This window comes from Microbacterium salitolerans (assembly GCF_019720895.1).
Classification (GTDB): domain Bacteria; phylum Actinomycetota; class Actinomycetes; order Actinomycetales; family Microbacteriaceae; genus Microbacterium.
Genome location: NZ_JAHKSH010000001.1, coordinates 675,305 through 695,252, shown reverse-complemented (window position 1 = coordinate 695,252; position 19,948 = coordinate 675,305). Strand labels below are relative to the sequence as shown.

The 19,948-nt window shown below is 70.7% G+C and carries 17 protein-coding genes; all 17 read right to left on the bottom strand.

All coding sequences use genetic code 11. From position 1 onward, the window contains the following. Positions 1-127 precede the first annotated feature (127 nt). Positions 128-1,594, bottom strand: a complete 1,467-nt coding sequence (locus KOL93_RS02990) for an aldehyde dehydrogenase (NADP(+)) (protein ID WP_221583804.1) — start codon at positions 1,592-1,594, stop codon at positions 128-130. A 28-nt stretch (positions 1,595-1,622) separates the two neighbouring features. Beyond that, a complete protein-coding gene (locus tag KOL93_RS02985) occupies positions 1,623-3,077 on the bottom strand; it encodes an FAD-dependent oxidoreductase (protein WP_221583803.1) in 1,455 nt (484 codons plus the stop codon). Continuing rightward, a complete protein-coding gene (locus KOL93_RS02980) occupies positions 3,070-3,372 on the bottom strand; it encodes a (2Fe-2S)-binding protein (RefSeq protein WP_221583802.1) in 303 nt (100 codons plus the stop codon). The genes KOL93_RS02985 and KOL93_RS02980 overlap by 8 nt, the downstream gene beginning before the upstream one ends. Continuing rightward, positions 3,369-4,535 (bottom strand): NAD(P)/FAD-dependent oxidoreductase, encoded by a 1,167-nt coding sequence (locus tag KOL93_RS02975; RefSeq protein ID WP_221583801.1) that lies wholly within the window; start codon positions 4,533-4,535, stop codon positions 3,369-3,371. Before KOL93_RS02975 ends, KOL93_RS02980 begins: the two co-directional genes overlap by 4 nt. Next, complete coding sequence (locus tag KOL93_RS02970) at positions 4,532-5,209, bottom strand: GntR family transcriptional regulator (RefSeq protein WP_221583800.1); 678 nt, start codon at positions 5,207-5,209, stop codon at positions 4,532-4,534. Before KOL93_RS02970 ends, KOL93_RS02975 begins: the two co-directional genes overlap by 4 nt. Positions 5,210-5,309: 100 nt before the next feature. Then, entirely contained in the window at positions 5,310-6,311 is a 1,002-nt protein-coding gene (locus tag KOL93_RS02965; RefSeq protein WP_221583799.1) for a proline racemase family protein, read from the bottom strand. 15 nt (positions 6,312-6,326) lie between these two features. Beyond that, positions 6,327-7,235: a dihydrodipicolinate synthase family protein gene (locus tag KOL93_RS02960; RefSeq protein ID WP_221583798.1), complete on the bottom strand. Its 909-nt coding sequence runs from the start codon at positions 7,233-7,235 to the stop codon at positions 6,327-6,329. Between the two features lie 81 nt (positions 7,236-7,316). Beyond that, the gene (locus tag KOL93_RS02955; protein WP_308291521.1) at positions 7,317-10,067 is read right to left on the bottom strand and encodes a beta-L-arabinofuranosidase domain-containing protein; all 2,751 of its coding nucleotides are present in this window, start codon (positions 10,065-10,067) and stop codon (positions 7,317-7,319) included. Beyond that, positions 10,064-11,479, bottom strand: coding sequence for an aminopeptidase P family protein (locus KOL93_RS02950; RefSeq protein WP_221583797.1), 1,416 nt, complete (start codon positions 11,477-11,479; stop codon positions 10,064-10,066). Before KOL93_RS02950 ends, KOL93_RS02955 begins: the two co-directional genes overlap by 4 nt. Next, positions 11,476-12,762: an alpha/beta fold hydrolase gene (locus tag KOL93_RS02945; protein WP_308291520.1), complete on the bottom strand. Its 1,287-nt coding sequence runs from the start codon at positions 12,760-12,762 to the stop codon at positions 11,476-11,478. The genes KOL93_RS02950 and KOL93_RS02945 overlap by 4 nt, the downstream gene beginning before the upstream one ends. After that, on the bottom strand, positions 12,759-13,616 hold the full coding sequence (locus KOL93_RS02940) for an ATP-binding cassette domain-containing protein (protein WP_221583796.1): 858 nt from the start codon (positions 13,614-13,616) through the stop codon (positions 12,759-12,761). Before KOL93_RS02940 ends, KOL93_RS02945 begins: the two co-directional genes overlap by 4 nt. Then, a complete protein-coding gene (locus tag KOL93_RS02935) occupies positions 13,613-14,467 on the bottom strand; it encodes an ABC transporter ATP-binding protein (protein ID WP_221583795.1) in 855 nt (284 codons plus the stop codon). The genes KOL93_RS02940 and KOL93_RS02935 overlap by 4 nt, the downstream gene beginning before the upstream one ends. Beyond that, on the bottom strand, positions 14,464-15,462 hold the full coding sequence (locus tag KOL93_RS02930) for an ABC transporter permease (protein WP_221583794.1): 999 nt from the start codon (positions 15,460-15,462) through the stop codon (positions 14,464-14,466). The genes KOL93_RS02935 and KOL93_RS02930 overlap by 4 nt, the downstream gene beginning before the upstream one ends. Then, positions 15,459-16,427 (bottom strand): ABC transporter permease, encoded by a 969-nt coding sequence (locus KOL93_RS02925; RefSeq protein WP_221583793.1) that lies wholly within the window; start codon positions 16,425-16,427, stop codon positions 15,459-15,461. Before KOL93_RS02925 ends, KOL93_RS02930 begins: the two co-directional genes overlap by 4 nt. A 1-nt stretch (position 16,428) precedes the next feature. After that, a complete protein-coding gene (locus tag KOL93_RS02920; RefSeq protein ID WP_221583792.1) occupies positions 16,429-18,120 on the bottom strand; it encodes an ABC transporter substrate-binding protein in 1,692 nt (563 codons plus the stop codon). 246 nt (positions 18,121-18,366) lie between these two features. Beyond that, positions 18,367-19,056, bottom strand: a complete 690-nt coding sequence (locus tag KOL93_RS02915; RefSeq protein ID WP_260405838.1) for a DsbA family protein — start codon at positions 19,054-19,056, stop codon at positions 18,367-18,369. A 25-nt stretch (positions 19,057-19,081) separates the two neighbouring features. Continuing rightward, the gene (gene map, locus KOL93_RS02910) at positions 19,082-19,933 is read right to left on the bottom strand and encodes a type I methionyl aminopeptidase (protein ID WP_221583882.1); all 852 of its coding nucleotides are present in this window, start codon (positions 19,931-19,933) and stop codon (positions 19,082-19,084) included. Positions 19,934-19,948 lie beyond the last annotated feature (15 nt).

Sequence of the window (19,948 nt, the reverse complement as noted above, 5' to 3'; positions counted from 1 at the left end):
ACCGGTCTGCGGTGAATGAGTGGATCGGCGTCTGAGCGCGCTCGTACGCAGGCGCAAGACACCAAAGATCCATGTTAGACGACGCGCCCGGGTGGATCAACCCGGGCGCGTCGTCCGGCACGAGCCCTCAGCGATCTGCCAGCTGCATCGCACCGTCGACCCGCCGCGGGATGCGGAGCGGATTGGATTCCTTCAGCGCATCCGGCAGCAGGTGATCGGGAAGCCCCTGGTAGGCGACGGGCCGCAGGAAGCGCCCCATCGCGGCCGTGCCGACCGAGGTCGTGCCCACGGCCGTCGTCGCGGGATAGGGGCCGCCGTGCTGCTGCGCCCAGGTGACGGAGACGCCCGTCGGCCACTGGTTCCAGAGCACGCGCCCCGCGCGCTGTGCGAGGGCGCCGATCAGCGTCGGGGCGATCTCGTCGCCGTCCTCCGCGATGATCGTCGCCGTGAGCTGCCCTTCGAGGCGTCCGGCGACCGCGATCAGGTCGGCCTCGTCGGCGTATTCGACGACGAGCGCCGCCGGCCCGAACATCTCGGCCAGGAGCGCATCGGCGTCGGCGAGGACCCGATCGATCGTCGTGCGGAACACGACGGGCGCCGTGCCGCCTGCGTCGTCCGCGGCGGCGGCCACCGCGACGCCCTCGTGGTCGCGCGTGCGTGCGACGGAGCGGGCGAAGCCCTGCGCGATGCTGTCGTTCAGAAGGGGACCCGCGCTCGGAAGCGCGCTGGCGTCGGTCAGGCGCTCGACCGCGACGGCTCCCTCGGGGACGAACAGCACTCCCGGCTTGGTGCAGAGCTGCCCGGCGCTTCCCATGACCGAGGCGAGGAAGTCCCCTGCGAGCGCCTCTCCCCGGGCGTCGGCGGCCGCCCTCGTCACGAACACGGGGTTGACGCTGCCGAGCTCGCCGAAGAAGGGGATCGGCTCGTCGCGCGCGTTCGCGATGTCGAGCAGGGCGCGCCCTCCGGCGATCGATCCGGTGAAGGCGGCCGCCTTGATCTCGCTCGCGCGGAGCGCCCGCACCCCGGCGTCGGTTCCGAAGATGGTCTGGAACAGTGCCGGCGGCGCCCCGGCCGCGGCCAGTGCCTCGCTCACGACACGCGTGGTGAGCGCCGAGAGCTCGGGGTGCCCGGGATGCGCCTTGAGGACGACGGCGCTGCCCGCGGCGAGCGCGCTCGCGCTGTCGCCGCCGGCGACGGAGAACGCGAAGGGGAAGTTGCTCGCCGCGAAGACCAGCACGGGGCCGATCGACTCGAGCTGCCGGCGCAGGTCGGGGCGAGGCGCCCCCATGGGCCACTCGGGGTCGGCGTGATCGATGCGGGCGTCGAGCCAGCTGCCCTCCGCGAGCACCTCGCCGAACAGACGCAGCTGGAAGGTGGTGCGCTTCAGCTCGCCGCGGAGGCGCGCTTCGGCGAGGTGGGTCTCGTGCTGGGCGAGGGCGACGAGCTCGTCGGCGCGCGCGTCGAGCGCATCGCCGACGGCGACGAGGGCCGCGGCGCGCGCGTCAGAGGGGGTCTTCTTCCACTCGGCGGAGGCGATCGCCGCGTCGGCGACGATCCGGTCGACGTCGGCGGACGGAGTCTGGTCGGTGCTCACGTGGTGTGCTCCTCTTCTGGTGATGCGTTCAGGTCAGGTCGGCGATGTCGCCCAGGCGCACGGGGATCCCGATCGGTCGCTTCGCGAGCGGCGCCAGGTCGTGTGCGTCGGGCTCGGCATGGGTGTGGTGCCCGACGAGCTTCGCGAGGGCGAATCCGCAGATGCGCCCCTGGCACCATCCCATGCCAGGGCGGGCCGTGACGCGCACGTCGCGGGGGTCGTCGGCCGCCAGGCACGAGACGGTCTCGCTCACCTCGGCGGCGGACACCTCCTCACAGCGGCAGACGGTGGTCTGGGGGCGCAGCCAGGTGGCCCAACCCGCGGGGACGGGGCTGGCGCGATGCATCCCGACGGAGAACCGGCGTCCGCGTGCGATGCGACGGCGCAGGCGTGCGGCGCGCCTGCCGGGCTCGGAGGCGATGAGGTCGTTCGCCACGGCGAGCGCCGCCAGCTCGCCCTCGGCGCACGACTGCACGGCGCCGCCGATGCCCGTGGCCTCGCCCGCGGCGTACACCTCGGGCATCGAGGTGCGCTGCGCGTCGTCGACCGCGACCACCAGGGATCCGTCGACATCCACCTGCGTGTCGACCCCGAGTCCGACGGCGAGCTCCAGCTGCGGGGTGAAGCCCCACCCGAGCGCCACCAGGTCTGCGGCCACGGTGCGGGCCGTGCCGTCCACGGTGCGACCCGTCGCGTCGACCTTCTGCAGGACGACCTCGCTCGCGCGCCCCGACCCGCGCACCTCGGCGACGATCGTGCGGGTGCGGAGGGGGATGCGCCTGCGCACGAACGTCGCGGCGTAGCCGGCTCCCTCGAGCAGCTTGCCGGGTTCCTGCAGGGCGCGCAGCGGCGTCCGCGCCCAGCGCGTGAGGGCGTTGGCATCGCAGACCGCGACGACCTCCACGCCCGCCTCGGCGAGCCCCGCCGCGACCGACAGCAGAAAGGGGCCGGTGCCGGCGACCACCGCGCGTCGGCCCGCCGAGACCTGATGGGCCTTCAGCAGCGCCTGCACGCCGCCCGCGGCCATGACGCCGGGGAGCGTCCACCCGGGAACCGGCAGCTGCCGGTCGGAGGCGCCCGTGGCGAGCAGGACGCGGCGTGCGGCGATCGCGCGCTGCGCCGGCGCCCACTGCTCGGTGCCGGCGACGGCGGTCGTGTGCAGCACCGCTCCCCCGCCCTCCGCCCGCTCGACGCGCCAGACCTGGCGTTCGCGGACGTGGCGGATCCGTCCCTCGCGGACGGCCGTGTCGAACCGATCGCGCAGAGTGCGATACGTCGACCAGTGGTGGTGGCCCGTCGACTCCGGTCGCTCGAAGCTGTCGAGATGGCGCTCGTCCGGGTGCCGCCAGAACTGGCCGCCGGTCTGCCGCGCGGAGTCGACGACGGTGACGGCGAGCCCCGCGTCGGCGGCCGTCACGGCGGCGCTGAGCCCCGCGGGACCGGCTCCGACGATCGCGAGATCCGCCGCTCCCGCCTCAGTCATGGCGAGCCTCCGGCCGCCGCACGGGGCGATCGGGATCCTCGCTCGTCACGACCTGCCCGCCCGCAGCCGGTGTGATGCACGCGCGCTCGGCCCGTGCGCCGTCGACGGTCACGAGGCAGTCGAAGCACACGCCGATGCCGCAGAAGAGACCGCGTTCGGTGCGCTCGCGACGTGTGGTGCGCCAGGACGAGATGCCGTGCGCCATGAGCGCGGCGCCGATCGTCTGCCCCGGGCGGAACGGCACGCGGCGCCCGTCGAACGTGAGCGACGTCGCCCGCTCTTCCTGTGGACTCATGCGGCGGCGTCTCCTTCGAATCGCTCAGGCCGGAAGGGGGTGAGGTCGAGGTCGGTCTGCGCGCCGACGAGCGCCTGGGCGAGCACCTTGGCGACGCCGACCGACAGCCCGATGCCCGCGCCCTCCTGCCCCGCCGAGTGCCACAGCCCCGGGAGACGGGCGTCGGGCCCGATGACCGGGAGGTGGTCGGGGCAGTACGGGCGGAAGCCGGAGTACGCGCGGAGGAGCTTGAGGTCGGCGAGGGCCGGGAAGAGGCTGACCCCGGCCCGCGCGATGCGGGAGACCGCCTCGATCGAGAACGACTCGTCGAAGCCGACGCGCTCGCGGCTCGCGCCGAGCAGGATGGTGCCGCTCGGGGTGCCCTCGACGACAGGCGAGACCTGCAGCGACGGATCCGAGCTGGCGACGTCGCCCACGTATCCCGCCGAGTACACCTTGTGATGGATCGTGATGGGCACCGGCTCGGTGACGAGCACGAAGCCGCGCCGCGGCAGCACCGGCAGCTCGACCCCCGCGAGGGCGGCCACGTCGGCGCTCCACGCACCGCCGCAGTTGATGACGGCCTCCGCGCCGATGACGCCGTCGGGCGTGCGCACGCCCGTCACGCGCCCCCGACCGGTCTCGATCGCGAGAACCGGCGTGTGGGTGCGCAGTTCCGCGCCCGCGTCACGCGCGAGGCGCAGGAGATGATGCGTCGCGAGAATCGGCTGCACCTGGGCGTCGCCGGGATAGAACGCGCCGCCGACGAGGTCGGGGGCGAGGTACGGCTCGAGCGCGTGCAGCTCGCGCTCGCCGTGCAGCACGTCGGCGTCGATGCCGAGTGCGCGCTGGTGTTCGACGAGCGCGAGCAGGTTCTGCATGCTCGCGTCGGTCTCGGCGACGATCATGCCGCCCTTGTCCTGGTACTCCCAGTCGTCGGCGTGCTCCGCGAGGTCCTCGCGCCACACCTGCCGGGAGTAGAGCGCGAGCTCGAGCTCGGGGCCGCGCTCCTTGTCCGAGACGAGGATGTTGCCCTCGCACCTGCTGCTCGTGCCCGAGGCGATGGATCCGCGCTCGATGACGACGACCGAGAGCCCGGCGCGGGCGGCGAAGTACGCGGTCGCCGCGCCCATGATTCCCGCGCCGATGACGACGAGGTCGTATGTGGTCTGCCCCTGCGTCATCGCCGGTCGCGGTCCGACCAGTCGGTGAGCACGTGTTCGATGTGCGCGTGGGTGATCTCGCGTGCGCGGGCGCCGTCGCCCGCCTCGATGGCGTCGATCATCGCGTGATGCTCGCGGGCAGAGGCCGGCAGGCGCCCCTCTGCGTAGAGCTCGGACAGCCCGAACAGGCGCGTCTGCGAGCGCAGGGAGGCGACGAGATCGACGAGACGATCGTTCTGCGCGTAGGCCAGCAGCGCGAGGTGGAACTCGCGATCCGCCGTGAGGTACGCGACGAGGTCACCCGACTCGGCGTGGCGCAGGATGGCGTCGCACTGCTCGCGGAGCCCGACGAGCGCCTCGGCGGGCACGTTCGCGGTCGCCGCCTCGACCGCGGGCGGCTCGAGCATCAGGCGCAGCTGAGTGACCTCGACGAGGTCCTTCTCCGACAGCTGCGTGATCTGGAAGCCCCGGTTGGGCATCGCGACGACGAGGCCCTGCCGCGCGAGGTCGAGCATCGCCTCGCGGATCGGCGTGGCCGACACTCCGAACTCCTCCGCCAGGCTCGGCGCGGAGTACACCCGCCCCGGCTCCATCTCGCCACTGATGATGGCCGACTGCAGCGCCATCTTCACCGTCTCGCGGATGTTCGGCTGCTTGGGCAGACGAACGACGTTGCGACCTGCTGTGGTGGTCATGACTGGTCCTCCCCGAACGTAGACGAGCGGCGGGTGCCGGCCGGCTTTCCCCCGTCACATCGATCCTTCCAGGATGTGACGCGCGACACCGCAATGGCGGTCACAGCTCGAAACCGTGCGGGAACGGGTCGGTGGGGTCGAGCATGTACTGCGCCGTGCCGGTCACCCAGGCGCGACCCGTGATGGTCGGGACGACCGCGGGGATCCCGGCGACGATCGTCTCCTCGATCAGCCTTCCGGTGAACGAGGTGCCGATGAACGACTCGTTCACGAAGTCGCTGCCGAGCGCGAGCTCTCCCCGCGCGTGCAGCTGCGCCATGCGCGCGCTCGTGCCCGTGCCGCACGGCGACCGATCGAACCAGCCCGGTGAGATGGCCATGGCGTGACGCGAGTGCGCCGCCGTCGAGCCGGGCGCGACGAGGTGCACGTGACGGCATCCGCGGATCCCCGGATCCGTCGGGTGCACCGGGGCGCCCGCCGCGTTCACCGCGGCCATGATGTCGAGCCCCGCCCGCAGGAGATCGTCCTTGCGCGCGCGGTCGAACGGCAGACCGAGCGCCTCGAGCTCGACGATCGCGTAGAAGTTGCCGCCGAAGGCGAGGTCGTAGGCGACCTCGCCGAGGCCGGGCACGTCGACCGTGCGGTCGAGCCCGACGACGAACGACGGCACGTTGCGGATCGTCACGTTCTCCGCGTGTCCGTCCGATACGGCCACTTCGGCGACGACGAGGCCCGCCGGGGTGTCGAGGCGAATCGTGGTGACGGGCTCGACGACGGGCACCATGCCGGTCTCGACGAGGACGGTGGCGACTCCGATCGTGCCGTGGCCGCACATCGGCAGGCACCCCGACACCTCGATGTACAGCACGCCGAAGTCGGCGTCAGGGCGCGTGGGCGGCTGCAGGATCGCGCCGCTCATCGCGCTGTGGCCGCGCGGCTCGGTGACGATCAGCGTGCGCAGGTCGTCGCTGTTCGCCATGAACCACTGCCGGCGCTCCTCCATCGTGTCGCCGGGGAAGGTCCCCACGCCGCCGACGATCACACGGGTGGGCATGCCCTCCGTGTGGGAGTCGACGGCGTGGTAGAGGTGTGTCGTTCGCATGGTGGTCAGTGTCGCTCAGCGGTAGCCCTTGGCCAGGACGGCCTCGGTGTCGGCGATGATCTGCGCGCGGATCTGCTCCGGCAGCGCCAGGCGGGGCGGACGGGTCGTGATGCCGGCGGGCGCGGTTCCGGCGACCTGCTGCGAGAGCTTGATCGCCTGCACGAAGAGGTGCTTCGAATCCCAGCGCAGCAGCGCGTGGAGGTCGCGGTAGATCTCGTGCGCGCGCTTCCACTTCTCGGGGTCGCCCGAGGTCGACAGCTCGTAGAGCTCGATCGTCGAGTGCGGGATCGCGTTGGTGTAGCCGGCCACCCAGCCCACGGCGCCGTTGATCCCGAGCTCGAGCACGACGTCGTCGGACCCGATCGAGACGTCGAGGCCGGGCGCCTGCTCGCGGATCGCGTACGCGTTGCGCACGTCACCCGAGAACTCCTTGACCGAGACGATGAGGCCCTCGTCGTACAGGCGCGCCAGCAGGTCGGGGCGCAGGTCGACCTTGGTGTCGATCGGGTTGTTGTAGGCGAGGACCGGCAGGCCCACGGCCGCGACGCGACGGAAGTGGTCCATGACCTCGTCGTCGCTCGCGCGATACGCGTTGGGGGGAAGCAGCATGACGGCGGGCGCCCCGTTCTCTGCCGCGTGCTCGGCGTGACGGACGCTCTCGAACGCGCCGTACGCGCCGACGCCGGGGATGACGTTGACGCCCTCGGGGGCCGCCTCGAACGCCGTGGTCACGACACGCTGACGCTCCTCCTCGGTCAGCGTCTGGTACTCGCCGAGCGAGCCGTTCGGGATGATCCCGTTCACGCCGGCCGCGGACATGGCCTGGACGTGATCGGCGTACGCGTCGTAGGCCACCGAGTAGTCCTCGTGGAACGGCAGCGTCGTCGCGAGGTTGACCCCGAGCCACGGCTTGTTGCTGGTCATGACTTCCCCTTCTCCTGGCGCCGAGGCGCCGTTGTCGTTAAGTACAATTGCAATTGTAGTCACAGGTGCGCGCGATGCGCGCTACCCACCCGAATCCGCGCCCGCCGCGCCGCGCGGCGGCAGGACGAGACGCTCTCGGGCGCCCTCGTTCCCGGCGCGGTCGGTGGCCGAGAACTCGATGATCTGCTCACGGTCGGACAGGCTGCGCACGAACGCCTCCTGGAACGTCGCCCAGAAGGTCCCCTCGCCGCCCCACTGGATCCTCTCGACGCCCGAGACGTCGTCGTGCGCGCGGAAGTCGATCTCCGCACTCGCGCCCAGCACCCGCACGCGCGGCTCCACGGCGGGGGCGTGCGTGTCGACGGCGAAGTCGCGCGCCGCGTACCCGACGGACCCCGACCCGGACGTGGCCCGCGCCTCGACGCGGATCGCGCCCTCCGCCGATACGACGAAGGGGCCGTCGTACGCGCGCCACGGGCCGTCGTCGATACGCACCTCCACACGAGGAGTCTCCGACCCGACCCCCGTGAGGTCGAGCGCATCGACGCGCACGGTCGGCTCGCTCGTGTGCCACCCCGTGGTCGCGGGCGGCGCATCGGCGTCGATGCGCACGGCCGGCGGAATCGCCGCGTCGCCGGCTCCCTCGGGGAGAACCCACTCGACGCCGCGATCGCCGATGGAGCGCCAGGCCGCGTCGGCTCCGGCGACGACGCGGACCTCGCCCACGTCGAGCGGCCCGGCCACCTCGGCGCGCGCCGCGCCGTCGAGGACGCGCTCGCGTTCGTCGCGCGTCAGGAGCCCCTCGCTTCTGGCCGCCACGACGCACGACAGGACGCGGTCGAGGAACGCCTCTCGCGTGCGCGGCGCCGGCTCCGCCCACACGTCGTCGAGCAGCGTGCGCCCGTCCGCGCGGGGGCGTGCGGGGACCCCGGTCGACACTCCCACGAAGGCGATCTCGTCCGAACGGTCGCGCACGTACATGTGGTACCGGGCGTCGGAGCCCGTCCAGACCGGCTCGTACCGGATACCGGCGATGTCGATCGCGCCGTGCTCCCGCAGCCGCTCTCCCGGGTCGCCGGCGTCATCCGCCCGCACGGATCCGTCGACGCGGCGCCTCCCGAGCAGGGGAAGCTCGCGCGTCGTGGTCGCCTCGTCTCGGGCCACGAGGAGGCTCGGCCCCAGATGCACGCTCTGCAGCGTGGGGTCGTCGATCGCGCCCTCGGCGCGGAGGGACATCGGCGCATCGATCTCGACGGTGTCGCCGCGCCGCCACGTGCGCCGGATCGCGACGTACTCGCCCGGAGCGGCGTCGGCGGCCCATGTCGCGCCGGCGACCGTCACCGACGCCGGACCGCTCGACCACGCCGGGATCCGCACGTGGATCGCGGCCTCGAGCCCCTCCGGATTGCGAGGATCCACACGCAGCGTCGTCCGCCCGACCCACGGGTGGTCGCCGTCGATCGCCACGTCGACGGCGTGCTCCACCCAGGACAGCCGAGCGGGCACGAGCAGGTTGACCCACAGCTCAGGGTTGCCGTTCGCGGCACGGAAGAAGATCGTGTCGTGGTGCGTGACGTGGTTCTCGAGGCCCGTGCCGCCGCAGCAGGTGCCGATGTTGTCGAACTCGGGCAGCGCGCCCGGGTCGACGGGGAACATGTAGGTCACCTCGGGGCTCGTGTCGGAGTCGACGGCCCGACGCGACGCGAGGATGTGGTTGAGCGAGGCGCGCTCGACGTACGCCATGTACCGGGCGTCGAGTGTGTGCGCGAAGAGGGCGCGCGCCAGCTTCCGCAGGTTGTAGGTCGCGCACGTCTCGGCGTTGCGGTGACCGATGTTGCCGGCCTCGGTATCGGGCGGCCCCCAGAGCTCGCTCTGGCCCGTGCCGCCGTGCGCGAAGGTGCGGCCGGGCACGATCTGCTCCCAGAGTCCCGTCGCCGCGTCCAGGCTGCGCCGCTCCCCCGTGATCTCATACTCGCGCACGTAGCCGATGAGCTGCGGCAGGTGCTGGTTCGCGTGCATTCCCGTGAGGATGTCGACGCCCGTGGATCCCGCCTCCAGGAGGCTGTCCATGTCGAACAGGCGCGCCGTGTCGAGGAACTCGGGGACCCCGGCGGCGACGCTGAGGCGCGCGAGGGTCTCGTTCATCCCGCCGTACTCGCCCGCGATGTAGAGCGACCACATCTTCTGGATGTGGTCGTGGTCGAGCCGCGCCAGCCGCGCGGTGACCCACCACCCCATCGCCGTGACGATCTCGAGCGCACGGGTGCTGCCGGTCTGCTCGTAGGCGTCGAGCAGGCCCGCCATGATCTTGTGACAGGTGTAGTAGGGCGCCCAGATCTCGCCGTACGGCGCGAATCCCTCCAGGCGCGAGAACTGCCACTCGCCGTAGGCCGCGAGGAATCCGGGGTGCGAATACCGCCCCGTCGCGGCGAGCGCCTTCTGCACCTCGCCGAGGCCCTCGACGATCGCGTCGACCTTGGCGCGCAGCTGATCGTCGTCCTCGCTCGCCGCGGCGAGCGCCAGCATCGACAGGAAGTGGCCCGCGTAGTGGCCCCGCAGCAGGTTCGCCGTCTGCGCGTTCTCGCTGCCCGGATAGTCCGCCTCGCCCCACGCGTCCTCGCTCGGGTGGCCGTAGCCCTCCCAGGCCCCCGGGGGTTCGGCGCCGTGCGTGTCGAGCCCCGCGTTGCGGCGGAACACGGCGAGGATCCGGTCGGCGGGGTACGCGCGCGCCAGGTGCAGCATCGCGTCGCGCGCGCGGATCGCCACGTTGCCCTCGCCGAGGGCGACGTCTCCGAGCGGGAACGGCTCGAGCGCGGGCGCCGCCGCCGTCACGCGTCGCCCCGCTGCGCGCGCGTCCAGCGTTCGATGCCGTCGGCGTCGATCGGGAGCGCATCGGACAGCACATCGGATCCGGTCTCGGTCACGAGCACATCGTCCTCGAGGCGCACGCCGACGCCGCGGAGCTCAGGCGGCACCGTCTCGTCGTGCGCGTGGAAGTACAGGCCGGGCTCGACGGTCATCACCACGCCGGGCTCGAGCTGCGCGCCCATGTAGTCCTCGTAGTGCGACTGGCTGCAGTCGTGCACATCGAGGCCCAGGTGGTGCCCGATGCCGCAGGCGAGATAGCGGCGGTGGTGCTGGCCGCTCGGCGACAGCGCCTCGTCGACCGAGACGGGCAGCAGCCCCCAGTCGCTCAGCCCCTGCGCGACGACCTCCATCGCCGCGAAGTGGAAGTCGAGGTACTCGGTGCCGGGGCGGATCTGGGCGAGGCCGGCGCGGTGGGCCTTCTCGACGAGGTCGTGCGCCTCCCGCTGCGCCGCGCTGAAGGATCCGCTCGCGGGGAGCGTGCGCGTGACGTCAGCCGTGTACAGCGAGCGGGCCTCGACGCCCATGTCGAGCAGGAGCGCCGCGTCCTCCACGACGGGCCCATCGCAGCGCACCCAGTGCAGCACCGGCGCGTGCGCCCCCGAGCCGACGATGGTCGAGTACCCGGGTCCGTTGCCGTACGTGCGCGCGTGCCGGTCGAACGTGCCCTGCAGCCAGCGCTCGCCGGTGCCCTCAGCGATCGCGCGGGGGATCTCCGCCGCGGTCGCCGCGAAGCCGCTCACCGTCGCGTCGACGGCGCCGCGCAGCTGCTCGATCTCCCACGCGTCCTTGATCATCCGCAGCTTCGACAGCTCGCGCTCGAGCTCCGACGAGGACTCGACGCCCGCGAGGAGAGGCGCCGCCGCGCGCGTCGCCAGGGCGTCTCCCCCGGCCGCGGATTCGAGGTCGGCCAGCGGGCGCACGTCGACGCCGAGGGCGTCAGCCCACTCCGCGAGTCCGGCCGAGGGCCCCACCCAGAGCTCGCCGTGCAGGGCGTTCGAGAAGAAGCCCGCGTCGCCCGGACGGAACGGCGCCGGCATGTAGAGGACGGCGTCGTGCCCGCCGTCGCGCGCCCACATCACGAGCACCGCGTCCTCGACTTGGCAGCTCGTGAGCCAGACGAAGCTGCTGTCGGCGCGGAAGCCGTACACGCTGTCGTCGTTGCGCGTCGGGGCGGTCCCTGCGGCCGCGACCAGCGTCTGCCCGGGGAAGCGGGCGCTCAGGCGGTCGCGGTGCGCGGCGGCGGCCGTGGCGGATCCCTCGGGGATGGTCGGGGCGACCTGTCGGTCCTCCCAGCCGCCGGCGATCCACTCCGTGAAGGCCGGGATCTCGGCGAGCTTCGGGTATCGGGTCCCTGCGTAGGGCGGTCGTGCGGTCACGCGCGTTCTCCTCCCCGGTCGCGGACGATCTCGCGCAGGCGCGAGAACGTGCGTCCGGATCCGATTCCATCGTGTTCGTACTCGTTCGTGACCCAGCGCTCGGAGTTCCCGAGACGCGAGAGGGTGTCGAGCTGCAGCTCGGCGTCGACGTACATGTCGTCGAAGTACACCGCGGCCGCGACAGGCACCTCGTTCGAGGCCAGGCGCCCCAGGTCGTAGAGGGGGCTCCAGTCGGTGCGCGCGGCGAGCTCGTGCACCGCCGGCGCGAAGCCGCGCAGGAGCCGGATCTCGTCGAACATCCACGGGAACGCCATCTCGCCCGTGAACATCAGCGGGCGTCGGTCCTCGTCGAACTCGGGCCGCCGGTCGCGCTCCGCCTGCGCGGCCCAGCCGGTGGCGCCGCTCGCGGGATCCCCGTACAGCGTCTCCTGGAGGGTCCAGAACAGCGGGCTCGTCGCGTTCGACGACTGCACCAGCACGTCGAGGAGGAACGCTTCGGAGAAGCGCCCCGGGCGCACGAACGCCTTCTCGATCAGCCAGTGCAGGCGCTCATGGCCCGGCTTCATGCCCATGTCGATGCCCAGAGACTGGAACCGGCGCACGGTGAGGACGTCGCCGTCGGGCAGCAGGACGTCGTCCGACGACAGGGCGTCGGCGATCTCGGCGACGCGCGCCTCGTCGTCGGGGTAGCGGCGATACAGCTCGGCCGTCTTAGCGGCGACGCGACCGAACGTCCGCCGGTACACCTCGCTCGCCCGCGGAGGCGTTCCCGGAACGCCTCCGCAGATGTAGCTGGCGGCCAGCGCCTCGGGCGCGAACGACAGGTAGGTGAGCGTGATCCACCCGCCGTAGCTCTGCGCGAGCGTCGACCACCGCCGGCCGTCGTACAGCGTGCGCCGCACGTGCTCGAGGTCGCGAACGATCGAGTCGGCGCGGAACAGGGCGAGGTAGTCGGCGCCCGCGCGCCCGTCGCCGCGCTCGGCGACGACCTGCGCGTCGAGGGGCGTGCTCGCGCCCGTGCCGCGCTGGTCGACGAAGACGATGCGGTAGTCGCGCAGCGCCTCGTCGATCCACCCGCCGCGACTGAGGGGCCGCGGGTTCGCGCCGCCCGGGCCGCCCTGCAGGTAGGTGAGCAGGGGGAGGTCGGCGCGGTCGCGGTCGGGATCCACGAGCTCGCGCACGAACAGGTCGATCGTCTCGCCGCCGTCCGCCGACCAGTCGAGCGGGACCGTCACGCGCTGCTCGCGCACGCGGATCCCCGGAAGCATGTACGTCGTGGTCACGCGGACCTCTCCTGTTCCTCACGGCGACGCTGCGCCTCGCGCCTGCGGCGATCCCACTCGGGATCGATGCGCGGCACGGCCTTCAGCAGCGTCTGGGTGTACTCGTGCTGGGGCGCGTCGAAGATCGCGTCGCGATCGCCCTGCTCGACGATGCGGCCCTCGCTCATGACCGCGACGCGCGTGGCGATCTGGCGCACGACTGCGAGATCGTGCGCGATGAAGAGGTACCCGAAGCCCTCATCGGCCTGCAGGTCGCGCAGCAGGTTGATGACCTGCGCCTGCACCGAGACGTCGAGTGCTGAGACCGCCTCGTCGCAGATCACGAGCTTGGGCCCGACGGCGAGGGCCCGCGCGATGCCGATGCGCTGCGCCTGACCGCCCGAGAACTGCGACGGGTAGCGATCCGACAGGTCGGGGTTGAGGCCGACGCGCTCCATGAGACCGCGCGTGAACGCCTTCGCTCCCCCGGGGATCTTTCGCTTCTGGTAGACGAGCGGCGCCGTGACCAGGCGCTCGACCGTGTGACGCGGGTTCAGCGAGGAGAACGGATCCTGGAAGATGACCTGCACGGCCCGGCGGAACTCGTGGAGGTCCTTCGACCGATACGAGGTGACGTCCTCGCCCTCGAGCTCGACCGTGCCGGCCGTCGGCTCCATGAGCCGCGCCACGAGGCGCGCCGTGGTGGACTTGCCCGATCCCGACTCGCCCACGATCGCGAGGGTCTCCCCTGCGCGCACCTCGAGCGAGACGTCGTCGACGGCGCGGAAGGAGCTCTTCCGTCCGAGAAGCGACGGCCGCCCCGTGGCGAACTCCTTGACGAGGCCGGTTGCCCGGCACAGCGGCGCAGCGGTCATTCGTCTTCTCCCACCGTCGTGATGTCGGTCGTGCGCAGCGTGCCGATCTCGTCGTCGATGCGCGGCACCGCGTCGAGCAGCCGCCGCGTGTAGACGTGCTGCGGATCGCAGAAGATCTGCTCGGTGGGTCCCTGTTCGACCATGTCGCCCTCGCGGAGCACGATGATGTCGTCCGTGACCTCGCTCACGACCGCGAGGTCGTGCGTGATGAGGATCAGGCTCGCGCCGGTCTCCTCCCGGATCTCGGCGAGCAGATCGAGGATCTGCGCCTGCACCGTCACATCGAGGGCGGTCGTGGGCTCGTCGGCGATGATCAGGTCGGGCTCCATCGTCAGAGCCATCGCGATCATGATGCGCTGCCGCATGCCGCCCGAGAACTGGTGCGGATAGTGGTCGATGCGGGTCTCGGCGTCGCGGATCCTCACCCGCTGGAGCGCGGCGATCGCCACCTTCCTCGCCTCCTTGCGCGAGGCGCCGGGCCGGTGCGAGCGGTAGGCCTCCTCGATCTGCATGCCGACCCGGTAGTACGGGTTCAGCGAGGAGAGCGGATCCTGGAAGATCATGGCGATCCGGTCGCCGCGCACTCTGCGCATCTGCTTCTCGGGAAGATCGGTGAGCCGCACCCCGTCGAAGTCGATCGCCCCGGAGACCTTCCCGCCCTTGGGCAGCAGGCCCATGATCGCGAGGCTCGTCATCGACTTCCCGGACCCCGATTCGCCGACGATCCCGAGAGATCCTCCGCGCGGAAGCGAGAAGCTAAGGTTCTTCACGACGGCCGATTCGCCCTGCGCCGTCGTGAAGGCGACGCGGAGACCGTCGACGGTCAGCAGCGGATCCGTCTGCTGGTTCATGCGCGTGCTCCTGTCCGGACGCGGGGATCGATCGCCGAGTAGAGCAGATCGACCACGAAGTTCCCGATGATCACGAAGAAGGCCGACAGCAGCGTGACCGCCATGATGACGGGCTGATCGTTCTTCGCGATCGAATCGGCCGTGAGCTTGCCGACGCCGTTCATGCCGAACACGGTCTCGGTGATGAGGGCGCCGCCGAGCAGGCCGGCGATGTCCATTCCGAACATCGTCACGATGGGCGTCAGCGCCGGCCGCAGCGCGTGGCGGCGCCAGACGAGACCGGGCTTCAGGCCCTTCGCCCGCGCGGTGCGCACGAAGTTCTCCTGCAGGGTGTCGATCACGTTGGCGCGGGTGAGGCGCGTGTAGACCGCCGCGTAGGTGAGGGCGAGCACGATCCAGGGCATGAGGAAGTTGAGGAACCACTGCACCGGATCGTCCGCGAACGGCACCGCCTGCGGGAAGGGCAGCCACCCGAGCACGACGACCAGCAGGAACTGCAGGGTCAGGGCGACGACGTAGTTCGGCACCGACATGGATCCGAGCGTGAGCCCCGCGATGAACCTGTCGAGGAACTTCCCCTCCTTGACGGCGCTGATCACGCCGGCGGAGACGCCGCCGAGCAGCCACAGCACGGCCGCGCCGAGCGCGATCGTCACCGAAATCGGCAGGCGCTGCACGATCATGTCGCCCACGAGCTGGCTCGTCTGGAACGAGTACCCGAGGCACGGCGCCGAGCAGACGACCTCGGAACCGGCGACCATGAACGTCCGTCCGGCGAAGAGGCCGCCGACGTAGGTGAAGAACTGGGCCCAGAACGGCTGATCGAGCCCGAGGCTCGTGCGGATCTGATCGATGCGCTCGGGGGTGCAGTGCTTGCCGCAGATCTGCACCGCGGGATCCGGGGAGAGCACGAAGAAGATCACGTAGGTGAACAGCGTCACCAGCGCGAGCACGATCACCATTCCGGACAGGCGGGAGGCGATGAAGCGGATCATGCGCGCACCTCCCCGCTGCGCGCGATGACGCGCACGCGGTCGCCGAGCGTCGTGAACGACAGCACGAGCAGGAACAGGAAGACGCCGGGGATGATGAAGTACATCGGATCGACGGCGTACCAGGGAGCGGCCGCGGCGATCATCTGGCCCCAGCTGGGCGTGGGCGGCACGACGCCGACGCCGAGGAACGACAGCCCCGCCTCGGTTCCGACGTAGCCGGGGACCGCGAGCGTGGCCATGACGACGATGGTCGACTGCAGGTTCGGCAGGACCTCGCGGAAGATGATCTGGGCGTGGGTCGCGCCGGACGCGCGCGCCGACTCGACGAACTCGCGCTCCTTGAGCGAGAGGGTCTGCGATCGCACGATGCGGGCGAGGTAGGGCCACCCGAAGATCGAGATCACGAGGACGAGCAGCAGCACGCGGTTGTCGGCAGGAAGCGCCGAGAGGATCGCGATCATGAAGATGAGCGCGGGGAACGCCATGAGGAACTCCATGACGCGGGAGATCACGTTGTCGATGATCCCGCCGAAGTATCCCGCCAGCAGGCCGAAGACGACGCCCAGAATCGTGGTGAGCAGGGTGGCGCTGAGCGCGACGGTGAACGAGACGCGCGCGCCGTAGACGATGCGCGCGAAGATGTCGCGGCCGCTGCCCGGCTCGACGCCGAACCAGTGCTCCGCGCTGATCCCGCCGAGCGGGCCGATCGGGATCGCCCCCATGTCGGGGTCGATCGCGTCCTGGTCGAACTCGTACGGTCCCCACCCGCTGATCTGCACGACGAGCGGTGCGCAGATCGCGGCGAGGGTCATCACGACGATGTAGCCGGTCGACAGCATCGACGGCACATCCGTGACGAAGGCCTTCAGCAGGCGGCGGCCGGAAGCCGGCGACGACTCTCGCAGATCATGCGAAGAGTCGTCGCCGGGCGCCTCCGCCTCGAGCTCAGTCGAGGGGGTGGTCATGTCAGCCCTTCGAGGGATCCTTGAGACCGATGATGGTGAGGTCGGTCATGTTGGTGTTCGGGTAGTAGCCGGCGATGTTCTCGCCCGGAACGAAGATGCTCTTCTCGAGCACGAGGGGCGCGATCGGAGCGAGCTCCATGATCTGCTCGTCCAGGTCGCCCCAGGCGGCGTTCGCCTCCTCGATGTCCTCCATCGCCATGATCTCGTCGATACGCGAGTTGACATCGGCCTCGTCGAGCTGGGCGAGGTTGGAGTTGCCCTTCTCGAGGATGTTGTCGCCGTCGAACAGCGGCGGGATGAAGGTGCTGGCGCTCGACGCCCAGTCCGGGCACCAGCCCGTGATCGCGGCGTTGTGCTGCTGCGAGGGCGTGCCGATCGTCTCGTAGAAGATCGCCGCGTCGATGACGTTGAGCTCGACCTCGATGCCCGCATCCAGCAGAGACTCCTGCACGGCCTCGGCCTGCGCCTGGGCGATGTCGTTGGAGCGGATGTCGAGCGTGAACGAGACGCCGTCCTCGTAGCCCGCCTCGGCGAGCAGCTCCTTCGCCTTCTCGGGGTCGCCCGCCATGTCGTCGCTGGGGTACAGGTCGAAGTCCTTGTGGCCCGTGACGGCCGGCGGGATGATCGTCGTCGCCGGGTCGGCGAGCTGACTGCCGCCGGAGACGTTCTGGACGGTCGAGCGATCGAGCGCCCAGTTGACCGCCTGGCGCACGCGCACGTCGTCGAAGGGCTCCTTCGTCGTGTTCAGGCCCATGTAGGTGAGGCAGTATGCCTCGGCCGCGATGGCCCGGTCCTGCAGCTCGGGCGTCTGCAGGCGCGGCAGGGTGGCTCCCTGGATCCGGCTCGCGATCGCGTTCCCGTCGGTGCCCTGGCCGGCGACCATCCGCTCGTCGATCGTCGCGGGATCGATGCCGATCTCGACCTCCCAGGCGTCGGGGTAGGCCTCGCGCACGTCATCGCTCTCGGGCTCCCAGTACTCGTTGCGCACGAGCGAGATCGAGCTGCCCGGCGTGTAGCTCTCGAGCGTGTAGGGCCCGGAGGCGATCACGTCGTTGATGAACTCGTCGCCGCCGCCCGTTCCTTCGGGGAACGGCACGGCGTTCGCCTGCGCGAGCACGTTGTCGAACTCGCGGAACGGCTCCTTGAGGTGGAAGACGATCGTCTTGTCGTCCGGCGTCTCGATCGTGGGAAGGTCGCCCGTCACGTAGGGCCCCTCGTATCCCTCGGGGGCGTCGATGACGCTCTTGAGGTACGGGGATCCGATGCCGATCTGAGGATCCCAGGCCCGCGAGATGCCGAACTTGACCTCGGCCGACGTGATCGGGTCGCCGTTGTCGAAGAAGATGTCGTCCTTCAGCGTGTAGGTCCAGGTGAGGCCGTCTTCGGAGGGCTCACCCGCCGACGTCGCGAGGTCCGGAACGATCGCGTTCGGATCCTCGGCGTCGCCCGCCGTCTGCATCATGAGGCCGCGGTACATCAGGCGGTAGAACGCGTTGACGCCGCCGTCCCATCCGCGGGCCGGGTCGAGGTACGAGAAGTCGGTGTTCTGCAGCATGTGGACGGTGCCGCCGCTCTGCGGCTCGTCGCTCGACTCGGGGCCGGTCGCGGCGCTGCCGCTGCAGCCGGCCAGCGCCAGCACGCCCGCCATCCCGAGAGCGAGAACGCCCGCCCTGGTGTTCGTCTTCGTGGTCATCGCGCGTGAACCTGCTTTCTGTGTGCCCCATTGCATACGCGGGACTCTAGCCGTGTGATGTAGGACCGTGCAATGTACAGTTGCACCTCACATTCATTCCTACCGGATGCGGACGCGTTTCTGCCCCGCTGTCACAGGGATGTCTCCCCCAAGCGAGAATCTTCACATTTCGGTAACACGCCGAGGGCCCCGCCTGCCGAAGCAGAACGGGGCCCTCAGGAAACGCACGCGATGCGTGCGGTGACGTTACTGGAGGTTCGCGACGATGTCCGTCTCCGGATCCATCGTGACCGCGATGACCTCGCCGTTGACGACGACCGTGGGCGTCGAGATGCCCTGCCCGCCCTCGGCGATCGGCGTCTCCTCCGTCATCTCCGTGACGTAGTCCATGTACTCGCCCGCCTCGATGCAGTCGGCCGCGCCCGTCGCTCCCGCCTGCTCGGCGTACTCGATGATCTGCGCGTCGTCGAGGCCCGACGAGCCCTCGCTCGGCTGATTCCGGAACATCAGGTCGACGAACGGGTAGACGGCGTCGCCGTTGTCCTCCGCGACGCAGTAGGCCGCGCTCGCCGAGCGCGTCGAGAACTGCGTATCCTGCGAGGCACGGTCGAGGATCGAGATCGGGTGGATCTCGAGCGTGATGTCACCGCTCTCGACCAGCTCGGTGGTCGTGTCGCTGTACGATTCGAACGCCTGCTGGCAGAACGGGCACATGAAGTCGATGTACTCGGCGACCGTGTTCTCCCCGTCGCCGATCGCGATCGCGCCGGTCTCCTCGTTGATCGAAGCCGCCGCGGGCGACGCGGCGGGCTCCTTCGCCGTCTGGTTCATCCAGAACACCAGGGCTCCGACGCCGGCGACCGCGACGATCACGACGACCGAGATCACGATCGCGAAGACGCTCCGGTTCTTGCCTGCTGCTGCTGCCATCATCATGTGCGGTGACTTTCGGTGAGGGGTGTCAGGGAATGGGGGTCGGCGTCACGCCGAAGGGCGCCAGGCCCTCTGCTCCCCCGTCGGGAGCCGTCAGGACCCAGATGCCATCAGCATGCACGGCGACGCTATGTTCCCAGTGTGCGCCGCTGGATCCGTCGACCGTCGAGATCGTCCAGTCGTCGTCCTCGACGACGACCTCTTCGCTGCCGGCCGTCATCATCGGCTCGACGCAGATGCACAGTCCGGGCTTGATCTCGGCGCCGCGCCCCGGCGTCGCATAGTGGAAGAGCGTCGGCTCCTCGTGCATCCTCTTGCCGATGCCGTGGCCGACGTAGTCGCGCAGGATGCCGGCGGGCTGACCCGTCGAGGGCAGCGGATTCGCCTCGATGTGATCCTGGATGACGGCGCCCACCTGTCCGAGATGCGACGCCGACGCGAGGGCCGCGATGCCGGCCCACATCGAGGCGCGCGTCACGTCGCTGAGCTCCTGGCGCTGCGCGACGAGCTCGGGATCCGCGTGCTCGCCCGGGACGATGAACGTGCGCGCGGAGTCGCCGTTCCATCCTTCGGGCGTCTCGGCGCCGCAGTCGACCGACACGATGTCGCCGGCCTCGAGCACACGCTCACCGGGGATCCCGTGCACGACCTCGTCGTTGACGGAGACGCAGACGGTGTGGCGGTAGCCCGGGACGAGCTGGAAGTTCGAGTGGGCCCCGCTCTGAGTGATCGCCTGCTCCGCGATGCGATCGAGCTCGAGCGTCGTGATGCCCGGCCGGATCGCCTCGGCGACGGCATCGAGCGCCGCGGCCGTGATGGCGCCGGGTTCGATCATGCCGCGAAGCTGCGCGGGCTTCTTGTAGATCGAGCGACGGAACATGCCCACCAGGCGGAT